The organism is Streptomyces clavifer, from assembly GCF_036345975.1.
Classification (GTDB): Bacteria; Actinomycetota; Actinomycetes; order Streptomycetales; family Streptomycetaceae; genus Streptomyces; species Streptomyces clavifer.
This window is the reverse complement of record NZ_CP107793.1, coordinates 619669-638207: the sequence shown is the minus strand read 5'-3', so window position 1 is coordinate 638207 and position 18539 is coordinate 619669. Positions and strand designations below refer to the sequence as shown.

Sequence of the window (18539 nt, the reverse complement as noted above, 5' to 3'; positions counted from 1 at the left end):
CTGCCGGCGCCGGCGAGGCAGTCCTCCCCGCCCCTGCCCAGCCGTGGTGCCCGATCACCTCCGACGTCTGGCCGGGCGGAGGGCTGTTCCGCGGCCCTGATCTTCCCGAACCGGCCGCACGGAGAAGGATGTTGGGCACAATGAGGGGCATGACGACCTTCACTGAGCTGCACCTGGGCGACGGCACTCCTGTCCGGTTCGAGGTGATGTCCGCAGTCGAGGTCGAGACTGTCGAACCGATCGGTCCGGAAGCGGACGGGGAGAGCGAGGAACTGCCCGAGGGGATGGGACACAGCGTGCCCGTCGCCCGCGGCCGACGCGTGGGAACGTCGGCGGTGGAGGCGCTGCGGACCACGTTGCAACCGTTGGGACTGCTGCTTCAGGAGGTACATGACGCGGTGACCACCGCGCCGAGTCCTCCGCAGGAGGTCAACGTGACCTTCGGGCTGCAGATCGGGCAGGACCTGAGGCTCGGCGTCGTCGGAGGCAGCGGGCAGGCCCATCTGACCGTGTCCGCCACCTGGCAGCCCACGCCGCACGCGGGCTGACGGGGTGGGCTGGTTCCACCGCGGGGGCGGTGCGCAGAGCGTGGATCCCCGCTACGCCGTGGTGTCCGTCATGCGCCGCGGGGACAATCTCACCGCGGGAGCAGGGGTGCTGCTGACCCCGCAGCACCTGATCACCTGCGCCCACGTGGTCAACGACGCGCTGGGCAGACCGGTCCTGGAGCACCGGCCGCCGGGTGGCGTGGTGGTGGAGGTCGCCCTGCGGACGCCGTCGACGGTGCACAAGCGGCGGGCCAGGGTGGAGTACTGGATACCGCCCCGGCGGCGCGACGGCGGGCTGCCGGTGCGGGAGAAGCGGGATCACGACTGGTACGGCGACCTGGCCGTGCTGGCCGTCGACCGGGCCGGGGACATCCCGGCACCGCCCCCGGAGTGGGCGCCCATGGAACCCGGTCAGAGGCTGCGCGCCTGGCACAGCACCGGACTGGGCAGCACGTTCGCCGACGTACGTGTGAAGTCCCTGGACGGTGCGGTCGCCTACGTGGACGGCGAGTCGACGGGAATGGCCATCGGGCCGGCGTACAGCGGAGGCCCGCTGTGGTCCGTGGACGCGCAGGTCGTCGTGGGGCTCGTCACCGGGCACATCATGCCGCCCGCCGACCCGGTCAGCGGGCGGCCCCTCCCGTACGGAAGCCAGCAGATCGCCCGCCGCAGCTGGGGCATCCCCTGGCAGACGATCCAGGAGGAGCTGCGCGCGGTGGGCGCCGCCGGACTCTTCGAGGACACCACGGCCGAGGCCGATCCGGGAGATCCCGCGCTGCCGCTGCTGGCGGATCTGCTGGCGACGGTGATGTCCTCGCCCGAGGAACGCCGGGAGCGGGCCCGGGCAGTGGCCGAGCGCTGCGGATACACGTACCCCCGTGATGGGACGGGGCCCGGCAACGACGAGTTCGCCCGACTCCTGGTGACCGACCCACGGGCGCTGGCGGCGCTCAGCGAGGTGATGCGGCTGAGGGACCCGTCGGCCACCGAGCGGATTCTGCAGGCACGACTGCTCTCGCAGGTGCCGTTGCTGCTCTCGCCCCGGGAATTCGACCGGCTCCGCAGCCACCTGGAGCAACTGCCCGGGAGCCTGCGGGCCCGGCTGCCGCAGGCGATGCGGGCCGCGCTGCCGCTGGCGGCGGTGCTCCCGGACGGAGAGCGCCTCGAAGAGACGCTGACCAGCCTGGAGCGGCTCTCCGGCGACAGCCACGGCGATCCCGCCGGCCCCAGGGTGCCCGGCCTGCTTCGGGTGGTGGAGTATCTGGCGGTGCTGTGCGCCGGGAGTCCGCGGGCCCTGTTGCGGCTCTGGTCCGACGGGGTGGCCGACCGGCTGGGCATCCCCCGCTCGGCGCTGGCCGAACGCCGCTCGGACGCCGAGGAGTGGGCCCGCACGCAAGGCGCGCGGGCAGCGCCGCTGCGGGTCCTGGTGCAGGTGCGGACCCTCCTCGGGGTGGACCGCTACCAGCTCCGGCTGTGGTGCGACGAGGGAGCGGGTCCCCGCCAGGTGTCCACCGACGGTGAGCGGGTGTACAGCGGGGCGCAGGCCGCCCGGGAGGTGCTGCGCGCCCTCGAGTCGCTGTGCCGGGCCGCGGACCCGGGCGAGCGCCGGCCGCTCGTCGAGGCCCTGGTGGACCGGGCAGGGCTGAATCTTCCCATCGACGAGTGGGAGACCGACGACCCCGACGACGTGGTGCCGGCCGTGCTCGGCGCGGAGTACCAGGTGGTCGTGAACTGTCCGGAACTGCTGCGTCGCAACGAGCGCTTCCTGCCGGACTGGCGGCGGCGCTGGCGCCAGCTCGACACCGGGACCTCGCTGCTGTTCAACGACTCGGCGATGGGCACACGGGAGATCTACGGGACCCTGATGGACCGGGCCGACGCCGTACGGGTCGCGGTCACGGTGCCGGCCGGACTCCGGGAGGAGATCGTGCAGGTGTGCCTGGCCGTGGGGGTGCCGGTGGTGGTCTGGGACAGGGCGGGGGAGAGCCAGTCGGAGGCCGTGGAACAGATGGGCGTGGTCTCCACCCGTGAACTGCCCGAAGGAGTCCGCTCGTACCGTGCCAAGACGGTGCACCGGCCCCGCGACTACCCGGGCCGGCCCGTACTGGCCTGGGCCGACGCCGATCGGACCGTACCCCAGCTGTATCTGGCCGAACCACAGGAGAGCGCATGAGCGAGGCAGCGCACGGGGCATCCGATGCGGACCGGGGGCAGGGCGGCCGCGGGGCGGAGGGCCGCGGCTGGCGGCTCTTCCGCGGGGACGGGGTGCCGCACACGGTGTCGATGCCGCCGGCTCCGCCGTGGCGGCGGTTCAAGCAGGCCGGAGCGTCCGCACCCCAACTCCCTTACCTGATCGCTCCGCAGCACGCGGACGTGGTCAACGCCGCGCTCCACCTGAGGCGGCCGCTGCTGGTCACCGGACCCGCCGGGACCGGCAAGTCCTCGCTGGCCAAGGCCGTGGCACACGAGCTCCGTCTGGGACGGCTGCTGCGCTGGTCGGTCAACAGCCGCTCCAGCGTGCAGGACGCGCTGTACCAGTACGACGCCATCGGGCGGCTGCGCGAGACCACACTCAGCCGGGACCGGGGCGAGGGCGATCCCGGCATAGGCCGGTTCGTCCGGCTGGGCCCGCTCGGCACGTCGCTCGTCCCGGGGTCGGCGCCCCGCACGCTGCTAGTCGACGAGATGGACAAGGGGGACGTGGACCTCCCCAACGACCTGCTCACCGTCTTCGAGGAAGGGGTCTTCGACATCCCCGAACTGGCCCGGCTCCCCGACGGGACGGGGCCGGTGGAGGTGCTGACCGCGGATCACCAGGGCACGGCCCTGGTGGACCGGGGCATGGTGCACTGCACCGAGTTCCCCGTGGTGATCATCACCAGCAACGGAGAGCGGGACTTCCCCCCGGCCTTCCTGCGGCGCTGCATCCGGCTCGACCTGCCGGTACCCGACGAAGCGCGGCTGCGGGCGATCGTCTCGGCCCATCTGGGAGACCAGGTCCTGCTGGAGGTCGACGACCTCCTCCAGGCGTTCCTCCGACGCCGGGCGCCGGGCGAGCTGGCCACGGACCAGCTGCTGAACGCGGTGTTCCTGCGGGCGGGCGGGGTGGACCTGGACGCGGACGGACTGCTGGACGCGGTGCTGCACCAGCTGACCGGGGCCGGCTGAGCATGAGGGGGGCCGGCATGCCCGAATCCGAGAGGCTCGGCACCGTCCTCCAGGTCCTGGCCGCCGTCGGCCAGGACCTGGACGCCCAGGGCGTACTGGACGTCCTGTGGCTGGCCCGGAGCCTGTCCGACGATCCCGCTCCCCTGCCGCTCGCCGCAGCCCGGTCCCGCCCTCCGCTCCCCGCCGACGAATCCGGAGCCGAGGACCATCCCACCCCGGAGCCGGACCAGCCGGCTCCCTCGGAGCTGAAGCTTCCCGACGAGGACCTGCCCGATCTGACTCTGCCCGGCCTCCACGCGGCGCCGCTGCCCCCGCCCACGGGTGTACGGGAGTCCGCGGAGTCTCCCGTCCCCGAACGGGAGGAGCAGTCACGGCCCGGCATGCCGGTCCGGGTTCCTGAGGAGAAGGCTCTGGCGCAGGAACTGCTGGTGGGGCGGTCGTTGCGGCCTCTGAAGAGGAGGCGCCCGAGCCGGTGGAGGTCAGAGTTGGACGAGCGGGCCACCGCCGCCGCGCTGGCCGAGGCATGGCTGCCGGACGTGGTGATGCGCCCGGTGCGCGAGCGCTGGCTGGACCTCGTCCTGGTGGTGGACGACGGGATCTCCATGCTGCTGTGGCAGCGGCTGACCGCGGACCTCCAGGCAACCCTGCAACGGCTGGGCGCCTTCCGTTCGCTGAGGGTGTACGGCCTGGACAGCACCGGCTCCGGCGAACCGGCCCTCCGCGGGCGCCCCTTCGACCCGGCGAGCGCGCCGCTGTCGCCCTCGCTGTCGGTGGACCCCTCCGGGCGGACACTCGTCCTCGTCCTGAGCGACGGGATGGGTGCGGCCTGGCGTCAGGGGCGGATGCACCCGGTGCTGGCGCGATGGGCACGCTGTGGGCCGACGGCAGTGGTGCACACCCTGCCGCCCGGTCTGTGGGAGTCCTCGGGGATCCAGGCCGACCGCTGGCAGGTGACCACCCGGCATCCCGGCGCGGCCAACTCCCGATGGCTGATCACCGACCAGATGCTGCCGCCCGAGCTGACCCGGTTCCCCGGGACGCCGGTGCCGGTGCTGGAACCCACGGCCGAAGCACTGCACGACTGGGCCCGACTGCTCACCTCGCCCGGGACGACGGTGGGGCTGCCGCTGCTGGGCCCCGCCCGGCTGCGGACCCTGATGGCCCCGTCGCGGGGCGAGCGCGGGGTGCAGCACTTCCGGGACGCGGCCTCCCCGGAGGCGTACCGTCTGGCGGCACACCTGGCCGCTGTGAGTCCGGTCTCGGTGCCGGTGATGCGGCTGGTGCAGAACGAAGTGCCGTGGCAGGCGCGGACCACCCATCTCGCGGAGGTCTTCCTGGGCGGGCTGCTGCGGCCCGTGGCCGCTCCCGTGGCCGGTCCGCTGCCGGTCCGGCACCAGGTCTTCGACTTCGCAGAAGAGGACAGGCCGGCCCTGCTGGACGCGCTGCCCAGCGCCGAACTCCTGGCGACGAGCCGGCGCATCGGCCGGCGTCTGGGCCAACTGGCCGGCCGATCGCCCGACTTCCCGGTCTGGCTGGCCCACCAGGACGGTCAGGACCGGGTACCCGAGGCGCTGCGTTCCTTCACCGCGGTGGAACGCCGGCTGCTGGTGCGGCTGGGCGTCACCCTGGAGCCGCTGCACCGGCCGGTGCCGGGCGGGTACGAACCCGGCCCCGCCACCGACCCGCTCGGATCCCAGCAGCCCCACGAGGCATCGTCCGTATGGGCACCCCTCACACCGCAGGACCCCGTCCGGCTGGGCCCGTACCGGCTGCTGTCCCGGCGCACCGACGACCGGTCCATCGTCTACCGCGCGCACGACGGTCAGGGCGGTGAAGCCGCGGTACGGGTGATCCGCCCCGATCTTCCACCGGCCACAGCCCAGTTGCTGGTCGTCGAGGCCGAGGCGCTGCGCCGGATGAACGGCCGCTACTCCCCGGCCCTGCTGGCCAGCGGGCTCGGTCACGATCCGCCGTGGATCGCCATGCAGTTGGTCAGTGACACCACCGTGCAGGCGGGACAGCCGCCCACACTCGGCGACCTGATCAGGTTCCACACCGAGGTGGACCGGGCCCCCTTCGACATCCTGACCGGTCTGACCCTGGGCTGGCACCTGGCAGGCGCGCTGAGCATCTGCCACATGAGCGGGCTGGTCCCGGCGGCGCTGACCGAGGAGACCGTGGTGGTGCTCCAGCGTTCGGTCGTGCTGACCGGGCTGATCGACTGCGCGGTGGACGGAGAGTACGCGGGCAGCGGGCCGCTGCCCAGCCAGGCCGACAACGTCCGGGCCCTGGGCGAACTGCTGCGCCGGATCAGCAGCAAGCGGCAGGGCACCACGTACGGGATGCCGGACGGCATGCACCTCTGGCAGGGGGACACCTGGCAGAGCCTGCGGGAGATCGTCGGCCGCTGTCTGGCCCAGGACCCGCTCCGGCGTCCGACCGCCGCCGAGGTGACGAAGGTCCTCGCCCGGTACGTGGCGCTCGCGCGAGGGCGCCCGATGCCCGGGGCACGCCGCGTGGACGAGGCGCGGAGCGCCGGGGCCCGGCCCGCACTCCTGCTCAGCCCGGTCAAGGCGCTCCCGGACGTCACCACGCTGCGGATCGGGCCACGGCCGCTGTTCTCCACCCGTACTCCGAAGAGGAGCAGGTTCTACCAGCAGCTGGCCGAGCTGCGCCGGCCGCTCTCCCAGAGCCTGCGGATCACTTTCGCCGGTGCCCAACCGGGCTGTGGCCGGGCCACCACCTGCCTGGCACTGGGCGGGATACTCGCCTCCGTGCGCGGCGAACCGGTACTGGCCGTCGACGGGGCACCGACGTCCGGCGACCTGTACGGCTACCTCCTAGGCCGTAACCCCCGCACCCCGCACGAACTCGCCGGCCTTCCGGCGGACGCCTCGTACGGGGAGATCCGGGCCTACACCACACGCAGCACCGGCGGGGTGGAGGTGCTGGCCCATGCCAACACCCATTCGACCGCGAGCCCGGCGTACGCGGACGAGTACCGCCGGATCATGGCGATGACGGCCCGCCACTACCCGGTGGTCCTCAGCGACTGGGCGGGGAGCCGGATCGACCGGGGCGCCGACACCGTACTGGCACACACCGACCGGCTGGTCCTCTGCTGCACCGACGCCGCGTACTCGGTCGGGGCGGCGGTCCGCCAGCTGGACGATCTGCGGGCGGACGGCTGGGAGCGGGTGGTCGACGAGGCGGTGGTGGTGTGCACCACGCTCGGTGGCAGCGATCAGGTGATGGACGAGCAGACCGTACGGGCCACGGTGGCCGACCGGGCACGTGCCGTGGTGGCCGTGCCGTTCGACCTGCACCTCGCGGGGCCGCGGCCGCGGGACCTGTCCAGGATTCGCCCACGGGCTGCGGAGGCCTTCGCGAAGCTGGCGCGGGAGCTGCTGCTGGGCGCGCCCTGAGAGTGTCCGCGAGCTTTGCCGACCGGGGCGAAGGCGCCGGACGGTCCCCGTCCGCCACGACGGTCACGGGCCGGGTGGGGGCGTCGTACCTTCGCCGGGCCGGACCGGGTCTGATCAGTCGTGACGACGCTTCGGCCCGTACGGGTCGGCCCGTCGATGTCGCCTCCCCGACAGGCGACCACGATCCGGTGACCACGGCATCCCGCGGCACGGTCGCCACGCCCGACGCCGGGACACGACGGGACGGACCCGGGCCGCAGCAGGGCGTGGGGACGTGGGGCGGCCGGAACGTTCACGTGCTGACGGTCGGCGGCCCCGGTGGCACGGACCGGGGCGGGCGGTCCCGGGAGCGACATGAGGCGGAGGCGTGCACGGCAGCCTTCGGTGCCCCCTGTACCCGCCGCAGGGTCACATTCGTCGCTGAGAGGCCGGCCGGCGGGCGTGGCGTGTCCGGTCATGCCGCACCCACCTTGCTAGGATTGATTATCGTTTTCATATGCGTCGCGGCAAGGGCGACGTGCGTCTCCGCGCACTCCCGCCGTCACTGCCGGGCGCCGTACTACTCCCGGCAGGAGATCCCGAGTGAATCAGCCGCCGCCCCAGGGCTACCTGGTGCGCCATGCGACCGTCACCGACCTGGACGGTGCACGACGCGTCATGCTCGACACCTTCTACCGGGAGTTCGGATACGGATACGTGCCCGAGTGGCACCGTGATGTGTTGGATCTGCGCGGCACGTACCTCGACGAACCGCGGCACGCGCTCCTGGTCGCGGAGTGCGACGGCGAGGTGGTCGCCACGACCGGGGTCCGGTCCGGCGGTCCGGCCCACCCGCCGCATCCCCTCCGGCTGAGCGAGCGGTACTCCCCGTGGAACACGGCGCAACTGGTGCGCGTGTACGTGGCCCCCGCACATCGTCGCAGGGGGCTGGCCGGAGCGCTGGTGGAGGCGGCCGCCGACTTCGTCACGGGGACGCCCGGGTACGACAGGATCTACCTCCACACGAACGCCGACGTCGAGGGTGCGGAGGCGTTCTGGAGAAGCCTGGCCAAGGAAGTGTTCGATGCCCGGCCCACGGGTGAGCACGGTCCCGGTGTCGGCACCGTGCACTTCGAGATCCCCCTGTAGCGGAGCTGCCTGCCGGCGGCGGAGGCCGCGTCCACCGGGGCGTACCCCGGAGGACGCGGTGGAGCAGTGTGCGCCGGCCGCCCGGTCAGGGCTGGAGCGGCATCGTCCAGCAGTTGGATGTGGCGGGCTTGCCGGCGAGGCGGTCGGTCATCCAGGAGATCGCGTCGCCCTGGTCGGTGATGAGTGGCACGAGATGGTTGGTCAGGATCCGGTCGCCGAGGTTCGGCAGCTTGACGGCCTCGTAGGTGACGTTCGCGCCCTTGCGGCACCAGTCGACGGCCAGTTGCCGGGCCTGTGCGTGCGGGACGATGTCGTCCTGGACGCCGGTGGCCAGACGCACGGGCCCGGCGGGCTCGAGTGTGCCGATGCGCTGCTTGTCCAGCGCGGCCTGCGCGCGCGGCTCGGCGGCGATGATGTCGCCGATGGACCGGCCGCTGGTGGTCCACTTGTTGCTCTTGGTGAAGCCGTAGCCGAACAGCGCGTCACCGACGCACATGGTGGACGCGTCCTTCAGCGCGGCCTTCCCCGTGGCGCTGATGTTCGCCTCCACGACCGCCCGCAGATCGGGGTCGGCCTGGGCGAATCCGCTGATCGACCAGGCCAGCGCACCGGCGAGCGCGCTGCCGTCTATCCCCTTCATGACCGAGGTCAGATTCGCGGGGGGAGCGCCGGCGTACGTACCGGAGAGCGGGACGTCGGGCGCGTAGGAGGGCTGCAGTTCGGCGGCCGCCGCGCTGGCGCCGCCGCCCTGGCTGTAGCCGTACAGGCCCGTGCGGGAGGCCGCGGTGACGGAAGCGCCGGGTACGGCGCGGGCCGCCCGGGCCGCGTCCAGCAGGGCGTGCCCCTGGTCGAGGCGGTTGACGTAGGTGTGTACCCGGTCGGTGGTACCGAGGCCGACGTAGTCGGTGACGACCACGGCCGCCCCGGTGGCCAGCAGTCGGTAGATCGCGAGGGCCTCGTAACCCACCGACACCGTGTCGCCGTTGAGCGTGAGCGGATGCTGCAGCGCGAAGGACGGTGCGCACTGGTCGCCCTGGCCCATGGTGCCCGAGGCCACCGCCACCAGCGGGCGCGGCCCGGTGCCCTTCCAGGCGGTCGAGGGCTCGATGTAGGCACCGGTCACCGCGACGGGCTGCCCGGCCGAATCGGTGGACCGGTACATCAGACGGGTCGCCGTGCCCGGCATCGGGCGACCGTCGAGGCCCGGGATGCTCAGCCCGAGCGGCAGCGCCTCGGTGCGGATCAACGCACCGTTGGAGGCGGGGAGTTCGGACGGCGGGTTGTAGAACGAGGGGATGGTGACCCCGCGGGAGACGACGGGCTCCGTACCGGCCGCGGAGGCCGGGAGGGCGGACAGGCCCGCGCAGACGGTGCCCGCGACGACGCCGGCCAGCAGGCGCAGGCCGGCCGGCGTGCCGCGGCGGTCGGCCCGCGCTGCGGGGCGGCGGGTGGACCGGTCCGTGACGGCGGTGGGGGTGGGGCGGGTTCTCCTGCGGCTCATGCTTCGCTCCTCGTTCGTCGATCAGACGATCGTGTCGATGGGGGACGCCGTGCGATCGGTGCGGCCGTACGAACTGCCCAGCTGCGGGCGGACCTTCGCGGTTGAGGTGCCCGGGCAACCTTCAAGGCAGGTGCATGCCAAGGTTGTACGCGACCGGCGCGCGGTTACCCGTCGGTTACTTACGGAAGAGTAAGTCTGCGTGTCACTCACGGACAAGGTGTCGGCGTATGCCATTTCCGGGCGGCTCGCTATGCTGCGGTGACCAACACGGAGGCGGTGGAACGAGGGTGCGCGAGGCACCGTCCGCGATACAGGGGAAGCCGACGCAAGCGGATGACGATGCGAGGCCCTCCCTCGTACAGCGACGCAAGGAGGCGCTCCGCTCCGACATCGCACGTGAAGCCGTCCGCCTGTTCGCCACGCAGGGCGTCACCGGCACCACGGGGGAGCAGATCGCCCAAGCAGTGGGTATCTCCGCCCGCACCCTGTGGCGGCACTTCCCCACGAAGGAGAGCTGTGTGCTGCCGCTGCTCTCGGCAGGACTCGATCTCGCGGTGGACCGACTGCGCCACTGGCCACCGGAGACGCGCCTGCTGGACTTCTTCGCGGAGTCCTGCCAGGAGGGCGGGCTGCCCCCCGGGGACCCGGTCATCCTCGACCTGATCCGCATGACGTCCACCGACCCGGCGCTGCGCTCCGTCTGGCTCCAGGCCCACGACGACGCACTGCCCGTGCTCGCGAAGCTCCTCGCCCGGCGTTCCGGCGGGGACGTCGACGACCTGAGGGTGAAGGTGCACGCGGCGACCATCAACGGTGCCCTCCGCGCGGCGGCGGAGGACTTCGCCCGGCGGTTCGCGGACGACCCCGAGGCGGCGGACAGCGAGATCGCCACGTGCATCCTCGCCGCGCTGCGCGCGGCTTCGGAGGGCCTGCCCTACTGACGTCCGTCGTCAGGTCACGATCCTTCCGGGCCGCTGCTCCGGTGCGGGCGATCCCGGCGGGGACACACGCACCGGCCGTGCGCACGGCGGGAGCGCCGGCCGGTGCGCGTACGTCCGGGCTCGGCCGCCCTCCGGCTGCGGTCGAGGAGTGCGTCGACGGCCCGCCGGTCGACGACGCGACGGATACGCGCTCCCGACACGGCAGGATCGGGTCACTGTGTTCCGAGGCGCCGTGCCGGCTGCCGGAGACCGCCGTTCGCACTCCAGGAGATCCCACCCACATGCTCAACAGACTCGACCTGCTGGTCATCGGCGAATGCGTCGCCGACATCGTCCGGCTGCCGGGCGCCGCCGACCAGGTCCATCCGGGCGGCAGCCCGGCCAACGTCGCCTACGGTCTGGCCAGGCTCGGCCGGAGGACGACCCTCCGGACCCAGTTGGGCCCCGACGGCAAAGGGCGGCTGATCAGGGACCATCTCGAAGCCGCCGGGGTGGACGTCCGCACCGACGGTGCCTCGGCACCCACCCCGTCCGCCGTCGTCACCCTGGACGACGAAGGCCGGGCGGCCTACACCTTCGAGATCACCTGGACCCTGGCGTCCTGGACACCGGCAGGGGTGCCTGACCACGTCCACACGGGTTCCGTCGCGGCCGTGATGGAGCCGGGAGCCACATCCGTCCTGGCCGCCGTCGAAGCGCTGCGGCCGACCGCGACGGTCAGCTACGACCCCAACGTGCGCCCGGCGCTGATGGGTGACCGTGCCGTCGCCGTGCGCAGGGTCGAGCGCTGCGTCGCGCTGAGCGATGTCGTCAAGGCCAGCGACGAGGACCTCGCGTGGCTGTACCCGGGAGAGCACCCGGAGCGCGTCGCCGAGCGGTGGCTCGCCCACGGTCCGGCCCTCGTCATCGTCACCCGTGGGGAGGAAGGGGCCCTGGCCGTCCTGCGGGGCGGCCGGGTGGCGGTCGACGCGCCGCGCACGGAGGTCGTCGACACGGTGGGGGCGGGCGACGCGTTCATGTCGGGCGCCCTGCACGCCCTCGCCGCGCACGGTCTGCTCGGCGAGGGTGGACGAGAACGGCTGCGCACCCTGGACAGGGGCACCGTCACCGACGTCCTGCGTCACGCGGGGGCCTGCGCCGCCGTGACCGTCGCACGGGCCGGCGCCAACCCGCCGGACGCACCGGAGCTGAAGGCCGCGCTGGCCGGATCCTGAACGGGTCCGGTCGCGCGCGGCCTCTGCGGCCCAGACGGGCGCCCGGCCCGGAGGTGCCCGGTGACGACCCCGACGAACGGCCGTCCATGGACGTGGAGGACTTCACTCGTACCGGTCCCGGGTGCCACCTCGGCCACCGTACTGCGCGCACTCCGCCTCGCGTGCGTACTCACGGGGTGCAGGCTTCCGCGATCGACAGGCTGTTCTCGTAGAGGTGGTGCCGGGTGATCCGGCCGTCCTCGACGGTGAGGTGCAGGGCGAACGGTCCCTCGAAGGTCTTTCCCGTGGCGCGTACGGTCCCCGACAGGTGCCCCATCAGCACGGCGTCCGTGCCGTCGACGAGGAAGGTGTCGACGGACGCCCGCGCGTCCTCGGGCACGCAGTGCTCCGTCAGCTCCGTGAACTGAGCCGCGCACTCGGCTGCGGTGGACCGCGGACGGATCCACGGGACGGCGGGGTTCTCGGCGAGCAGCCAGTCGACCTCGTCGGCGAAGAGAGTGACCAGCCGCCGGGTGTCCCCGGCCAGCCGGGCGGCGAGGAACCCCTGCACGACGGCGCGGGTGGCCTCGGCGGCGGAAGCTGTGGTCGTGGCGGTGGGCGGGACGGGCATGGTGCTCTCCTGGTGGCCGCGGCCGGAGCCGGCGGGGGGCCCCGCCGACGACTCCGATCCTGCCGGGGGAGGAGAGCACGGTCGATTACCCCGGGGGTAATCGACCGGCGGAGGGGGTGGCTCCACCGCCACCGCCGGTGGCCGGCGGGCGGGCGGCGGTGATGCCCCGCGCACCGCGACGGCCGCCGCTCGTTCCACTCCGTCTGCGGAGCGGCCGGCACCGGGTTGCCGAGTGGCCGCGTGCGGTCGGGGTCTCAGGGGCGGTTGGTGAGGTATCCGCCCATGGTGGTGAAGTAGTCGGTTGCGGGGAGTTCGTGGCCGTCGTGGGTGCGTATGCGGGTGAGGGCGAGGCCGTGGTTGTTGCCGGTGCGGGCGTCGGTTCCGGTGACGATGACGATGCCGTCGTTCTCGCGGTAGAAGATGCGGCCGGGGGTTCCGCCGTAGCGTGCTCGGGAGACGGTGGCGGTGAGGATGTCGAGGCGTTTGCCTTTGTGGAAGGTGTAGGCGCTGGGGTAGGGGTGGGACTGGGCGCGGATGAGGCGTTCGAGGTCGTGGGCGGGCCAGTTCCAGTTGATGCGGGTGTCTTCTGCGGAGCGTTTGTGGAAGAAGGTGGCCTGGGTGCGGTCTTGGGGGGTGAAGTGGGTGTGTCCGGCGGCGATGAGGGTGAGTGCGTCGGTGGTGACGGGGGCGATGAGGTCGACTGTTTTGTGGAAGAGGTCGGTGGCGGTGTCGGTGGGTCCGACGGGGACTGCTTCCTGGCGGACGATGTCTCCGGCGTCGAGTTCGTCGTCCATCATGTGGGCGGTGACGCCGACTTCGGTTTCTCCGTTGATGAGGGCCCAGATGAGGGGGGAGAAGCCGGCGTATTTCGGTAGGAGTGAGTCGTGGATGTTGAGGGTGCCGTGGTGGGGGAGGTTGAAGATGTGCGGGGGGATCCAGGTGCGCCAGTTGTTGGCGACGATGATGTCGGGTCGGGCCGCGGTGAGGTGTTCGAGGAGTTCGTCGTCGTCGGGGCGGTTGCGGATGAGGACGGGGATGTCGTGTTCTTCCGCGAGGTCGGCGACGGAGTCGCTCCAGATTTTTTCGTAGGCGTGTTCGCTCTTGGGGTGGGTGACGACGAGGACCACGTCGTGTTCGGAGTCCAGGAGGGCTTGCAGGGTGCGGTGTCCCCAGGTCTGGTAGCCGAACATGACGACCCGCATGGGTTCTCCTCTGTGTGTGGTGATTGACCGGGGTAAGTAAAGCAAGGCTTGCCTTAGCTCGCAACGCCCGTGCGAAGTGCCCCAGTTGGCGCCCTTCGGTGACTCGGTCGTCAGTTCTGTCCTATCGACAGCTCCGCGAGATTAGCTTAGGCTCACCTAAATTGCAGTGGGCCGCTCCGTCGGCGTGCTCGTCTTTCGCACCTTCCCCCACGCCTGACAGGCGGCTTCCCCGCACGATGGGAGTGACATGTCACAGGTTCATCCTGGCGACGCAGCACCGGTCCACGACCTCATTGGAATCGGCTTCGGCCCGTCCAATGTGGCCATGGCGATCGCGATCAGTGAGCACAACGCACGGGCCGGCACGCAGGAGGAGGCGGTCGCCGCCCACTTCTTCGAGCAGCAGCCGCAGTTCGGCTGGCACCGCGGCATGCTGATCGACGACGCGACCATGCAGGTGTCCTTCCTCAAGGACCTGGTGACGCTCCGGAACCCGACCAGCGAGTTCAGCTTCCTCTGCTACCTGAAGAGTCAGGGGCGGCTGGTCGACTTCATCAACCACAAGAACCTCTTCCCGCTGAGGGTGGAGTTCCACGACTACTTCGAGTGGGCCGCCGCCCAGGTCGACGACATGGTCTCCTACGGTCACGAGGTCGTCGGCGTCACGCCCGTCGTCCGTGACGGTTCCGTCGAGTACATGGACGTCACGGTCCGTTCGGCCGAAGGGCTCGCGGTCCACCGGGCCCGCAACCTCGTCATCGGCACCGGACTGCGTCCCCTCATGCCCGAGGGCGTGGAACGCGGCGAGCGCGTCTGGCACAACTCCGACCTGCTGTCGAAGGTCGCCGGGCTGGAGGGCACCTCGCCCTCCCGCTTCGTCGTCGTGGGCGCCGGACAGAGTGCCGCCGAGAACGTCGCCTACCTGCACCGCCGCTTCCCCGAGGCCGAGATCTGCGCGGTCTTCTCCCGCTACGGCTACAGCCCCGCGGACGACAGCAGCTTCGCCAACCGGATCTTCGACCCGCAGGCGGTCGACGAGTACTTCACGGCGCCCGACGAGATCAAGCGCAAGTTGATGGACTACCACGGCAACACCAACTACGCCGTGGTCGACATCGACCTCATCGACGACCTGTACCGCCAGGCGTACCAGGAGAAGGTCCTCGGCACCGAGCGCCTGCGCTTCCTCAACGTGTCCCGGCTCGCCGGAGTCGAGGAGACGCCGCAGAAGGTGCGCGCCACGGTGAAGTCCCTCGTCACGGGTGAGCAGACCGATCTGGACGCCGACATCGTGGTGTTCGCCACCGGCTACAGTCCCGTCGACCCCCTCGGCCTCCTCGGCGAGGTCGCGGACCGCTGCCTCCGTGACGACGTGGGCCGCGTACGAGTCGAGCGCGACTACCGCATCGCCACGGACCCCGACCTGCACTGCGGCATCTACCTGCAGGGCGGCACCGAGCACACGCACGGCATCACGTCGTCCCTGCTGTCCAACACCGCGATACGGGTCGGCGAGATCCTGGACTCCCTGCTCGGCCGCGGCGCCGAGTCCGGCGCCGACGCGGCGCGGCCGGTCGTCGAGGAGAGCGGCAGCGCAGTCCGCTAGCACGCCCGTGAGTTCAGCACCCCGCCCGCCGCCGCTCCGCCCGCAGCGCGGGCGGACGGAGCGACGGAATCGCTCGGGGCCGAGGTGATGCCGTGGCCACACTCCACCCGGGCCGGGGGCGCCCGACAGCCGTGCGTCCCCGGAGGACCAAAGGGATAACGTACGTCGACATGAGCACGACTTCAGTGGAGCGCCTGGCGCCCAGGGGGACAACGGCGGCCCACCGTCGCAGGGTTGTGGGTCTGTGTGCGCTGACGGTGGCCCTCGTGGTCGCGGGAGCGCTGTCGCTGGCCGTCGGTGCGCGCGCGTTGAGTCCCCCCGAGGTGTGGCACGGGCTGTTCGCCGCACCGGATGCCGACCGGCGGCTCACCGAGATCAGGCTCATCGTGCAGACCGTGCGCGTGCCCCGGACGGTGCTCGCGATCGTGGCGGGCGTCGCCCTGGGGGTCGGCGGGGCGTTGATCCAGGGGTACACCCGCAATCCGATCGCGGACACGGGCCTCCTGGGGGTGAACTCCGGCGCCTCGTTCGCCGTGGTGTCGGTGATCGCGGTGTTCGGGCTGAGCCATCCGTTCCAGTACGTCTGGTTCGCCTTCCTGGGTGCGGCGGTCGCCGGCGTCGTCGTCTTCGGGCTGGCGAGCATCGGCCGCGGGGCCGGGAACCCCCTGACGCTCGCACTGGCCGGGCAGGGGGTCACGGTGTTCCTCGCGGCGATGACCACGGCGGTCGCGCTGTCGGACAAGGAGTCCCTGAACGCACTGCGGTTCTGGAACGCTGGTTCCGTGGCCGGCGTCGGATTCGACGTCATCCGGCCGGTGACCGCGTTCGTCGTGGTGGGGCTGCTGCTGGCGCTGATCATGCTGCCCACCCTCAATCTGCTCAACCTGGGCGACGACGTGGCACGAGGGCTCGGCGTGAACATCGTGCTGAGCCGGACCGTCGGCATCCTGGCCGTCACGCTGCTGGCGGGGGCTGCGACGGCCGCGTGCGGCCCCATCGCGTTCCTCGGGCTCATGGTGGCCCATGTGGCGCGGTACCTCACCGGGCCGGACTACCGGTGGCTCGTGCCGTACGCGGGTCTCCTGGGAGCCGTCGTCCTCCTCGTCTGTGACGTCGTGGGCCGACTGGTCGTGCGGCCGGGCGAGTTGGACGCGGGAGTCGTCGTGGCCCTCCTCGGTGCCCCCTTCTTCGCGGTCCTGGTGTGGCGAGGAAAGTTCAGGAACGCATGAACAGGACAGAAGTGAAGCCATCGGTCGCGCCGGGCGTGCGCCTGGGCGGGATGTCGTTCGTCTGGCGGCCCTGGCCCGTAGGCCTCGCGCTGCTGCTGACGGCAGCGGTCGCGCTGCTGTTCTGCCTGTCCGTCAGCATCGGGGACTTCCCCATCGGGCTGTCCCGGGTGGTCGCCACGATCCTCGGACGGGGCGAGCAGTTCGACGAGTTCATCATCATGGATCTGCGGATGCCGCGCGCGATGGCCGGGCTCGTCGTGGGGATCGCGCTGGGGGTGTCCGGCGCGATCACGCAGTCCGTCGCACGCAATCCGCTGGCCAGCCCGGACATCCTGGGGATCACCACGGGCGCGAGCGCGGTCGCGGTGTTCCTGGTGACGGTGTCGGGAGGGGCGGCCACGGCCGTCGTCAGCTCCGTGGGACTGTCCGCCGCGGCGCTCGCGGGAGGACTCGGCACCGGGTTGCTGGTGTACTTCCTGGCGTGGCGGCGGGGGATCGACGGCTTCCGGCTCATCCTCATCGGCATCTCGGTGAGCGCGGTGATGCAGGCGATCACGACCTGGCTGCTGGTCGGAGCCGACATCAGGGACGTGGCCCGCGCGCAGGCGTGGCTGGTCGGCTCCCTGGACAACCGGTCGTGGGACGAGGTCGGCGTGGCGCTCTGGTGCACGCTCGCACTCCTCGTCGTCGTGACGGGTGCGGCGTTCCAGTTCAAGCCGATGCACCTCGGTGACGAGGTCGCGGCCGGCCTCGGCGTCCGGTACACCGCAGTGCGGGCGATCCTGCTGCTGTGCGCGGTCCTGCTGGCCGCCGTCGCGGTGAGCGCGGCGGGTCCGGTCCCCTTCGTCGCGCTGGTGGCACCCCAAGTGGCGATGCGTCTGGCGCGGTGCCCGACGCCGCCGATGGTGGCCTCCGGCCTGGTGGGAGCGCTGCTGCTGATCGGTTCGGACCTGGTCGCGCGCACGGCACTGCCGATCACTCTCCCCGTCGGCGTGGTCACCGCCGCGATCGGCGGCCCCTTCCTCGTGTACCTGCTGGTGCGGGCGAACCTCAGATAGAGATCGTGCGAAGGTTTCCGCAAATCCGAACAGAGGGGGGCTCGTGTCTGCTCGACACACCACCGAGATCCAGCCCGCGGCCGATGACGTCGCACGGCTCACGGCCAGGGGCGTCACGGTCGGCTACGGCAGCCGGACCGTCATCGACGGCCTCGACGTCGCCATCCCGTCAGGGGTGATCACCACGATCATCGGCCCCAACGGCTGTGGCAAGTCGACCCTGTTGCGCACCCTGACGCGGCTGCTCAAGCCGACCGGCGGGACGGTCGTGCTCGACGGCGAGGACATCGTCAAGCTCAGGACCCGGGACGTGGCGAAGAAGCTCGGCCTGCTGCCCCAGGCGCCGGTCGCGCCGGAAGGGCTGACCGTGGCCGACCTGGTGGCCAGGGGGCGCCACCCGCACCAGAGCTGGCTGCGGCAGTGGTCCTCGGACGACGCCGACGTCGTGGAACGCGCACTGGCCATGACCGGCGTGTCCGAACTGGCCGAGCGCCCGGTCGACTCGCTGTCCGGCGGACAGCGTCAGCGCGTGTGGATATCGATGACCCTGGCCCAGGGCACCGACCTGCTGCTCCTGGACGAGCCGACCACCTACCTGGATCTGGCACACGCCGTCGACGTGCTCGATCTGGTGGACGACCTGCACGAGTCGGGGCGCACCGTCGTCATGGTCCTGCACGACCTCAATCTGGCCACGCGGTACAGCGACAACCTCATCGTGATGAAGGAGGGTTCGGTCCTGGCGCAGGGGCACCCCCGGGAGGTGATCACCGCGGAGCTGCTGTACGAGGCGTTCGGGCTGCGCGCCAAGGTGATCGACGACCCCGTGGGCGACCGGCCGCTCATCGTGCCGATAGGCCGCACCCATGTGCAGCCCAACTAGGCTGTCCGGTAAAGGAAATGCTTCGG

At 71.7% G+C, this 18539-nt stretch carries 14 protein-coding genes; 11 read left to right on the top strand and 3 right to left on the bottom strand.

Annotated elements, in window-relative coordinates; translation table 11 throughout:
- Window positions 1–149: 149 nt before the first annotated feature.
- The 5 genes from OG927_RS02630 (at window position 150) to OG927_RS02610 (ending at window position 8269) form a co-directional block, all read left to right on the top strand.
- Window positions 150–548 carry a CU044_2847 family protein gene (locus OG927_RS02630; RefSeq protein ID WP_056794882.1) on the top strand — a complete coding sequence of 133 codons (399 nt, stop codon included), beginning with the start codon at window positions 150–152 and terminating at the stop codon, window positions 546–548.
- A 40-nt stretch (window positions 549–588) separates the two neighbouring features.
- A complete protein-coding gene (locus OG927_RS02625) occupies window positions 589–2721 on the top strand; it encodes a VMAP-C domain-containing protein (RefSeq protein ID WP_242413100.1) in 2133 nt (710 codons plus the stop codon).
- A gap of 110 nt (window positions 2722–2831) precedes the next feature.
- Entirely contained in the window at window positions 2832–3716 is an 885-nt protein-coding gene (locus tag OG927_RS02620) for an AAA family ATPase (protein WP_241192025.1), read from the top strand.
- A 17-nt stretch (window positions 3717–3733) separates the two neighbouring features.
- Complete coding sequence (locus tag OG927_RS02615) at window positions 3734–7141, top strand: SAV_2336 N-terminal domain-related protein (protein ID WP_330319628.1); 3408 nt, start codon at window positions 3734–3736, stop codon at window positions 7139–7141.
- Window positions 7142–7723: 582 nt separating this feature from the next.
- A complete protein-coding gene (locus OG927_RS02610; RefSeq protein WP_056794871.1) occupies window positions 7724–8269 on the top strand; it encodes a GNAT family N-acetyltransferase in 546 nt (181 codons plus the stop codon).
- Between the two features lie 85 nt (window positions 8270–8354).
- Here the strand turns inward: OG927_RS02610 and OG927_RS02605 are convergent, their stop codons facing one another.
- A complete protein-coding gene (locus OG927_RS02605; protein ID WP_330319627.1) occupies window positions 8355–9770 on the bottom strand; it encodes a lipase family protein in 1416 nt (471 codons plus the stop codon).
- A gap of 287 nt (window positions 9771–10057) precedes the next feature.
- Between OG927_RS02605 and OG927_RS02600 the strand changes: the two genes are divergently transcribed.
- Together OG927_RS02600 and OG927_RS02595 are read left to right on the top strand one after the other, a co-directional pair.
- Complete coding sequence (locus OG927_RS02600; RefSeq protein ID WP_330319626.1) at window positions 10058–10711, top strand: TetR/AcrR family transcriptional regulator; 654 nt, start codon at window positions 10058–10060, stop codon at window positions 10709–10711.
- Window positions 10712–10992: 281 nt separating this feature from the next.
- On the top strand, window positions 10993–11925 hold the full coding sequence (locus OG927_RS02595) for a carbohydrate kinase family protein (RefSeq protein ID WP_056794867.1): 933 nt from the start codon (window positions 10993–10995) through the stop codon (window positions 11923–11925).
- Window positions 11926–12094: 169 nt separating this feature from the next.
- On the opposite strand, the gene OG927_RS02590 is transcribed toward OG927_RS02595, so the two are convergent.
- Both OG927_RS02590 and OG927_RS02585 read right to left on the bottom strand, forming a co-directional pair.
- The gene (locus tag OG927_RS02590) at window positions 12095–12535 is read right to left on the bottom strand and encodes a nuclear transport factor 2 family protein (protein ID WP_124283156.1); all 441 of its coding nucleotides are present in this window, start codon (window positions 12533–12535) and stop codon (window positions 12095–12097) included.
- A 254-nt stretch (window positions 12536–12789) separates the two neighbouring features.
- Entirely contained in the window at window positions 12790–13737 is a 948-nt protein-coding gene (locus tag OG927_RS02585) for a methionyl-tRNA formyltransferase (protein ID WP_330319598.1), read from the bottom strand.
- A gap of 247 nt (window positions 13738–13984) precedes the next feature.
- Here OG927_RS02585 and OG927_RS02580 point away from each other — a divergent pair, with 247 nt between their 5' ends.
- From OG927_RS02580 to OG927_RS02565, 4 genes are all read left to right on the top strand, one after another.
- Window positions 13985–15343: a lysine N(6)-hydroxylase/L-ornithine N(5)-oxygenase family protein gene (locus OG927_RS02580; RefSeq protein ID WP_330319625.1), complete on the top strand. Its 1359-nt coding sequence runs from the start codon at window positions 13985–13987 to the stop codon at window positions 15341–15343.
- Window positions 15344–15513: 170 nt separating this feature from the next.
- Window positions 15514–16572, top strand: coding sequence for a FecCD family ABC transporter permease (locus OG927_RS02575; protein ID WP_330319624.1), 1059 nt, complete (start codon window positions 15514–15516; stop codon window positions 16570–16572).
- Window positions 16569–17630, top strand: a complete 1062-nt coding sequence (locus tag OG927_RS02570) for a FecCD family ABC transporter permease (protein ID WP_330319623.1) — start codon at window positions 16569–16571, stop codon at window positions 17628–17630. Before OG927_RS02575 ends, OG927_RS02570 begins: the two co-directional genes overlap by 4 nt.
- Before the next feature lie 43 nt (window positions 17631–17673).
- Window positions 17674–18513 carry an ABC transporter ATP-binding protein gene (locus tag OG927_RS02565; protein ID WP_056792690.1) on the top strand — a complete coding sequence of 280 codons (840 nt, stop codon included), beginning with the start codon at window positions 17674–17676 and terminating at the stop codon, window positions 18511–18513.
- Window positions 18514–18539 lie beyond the last annotated feature (26 nt).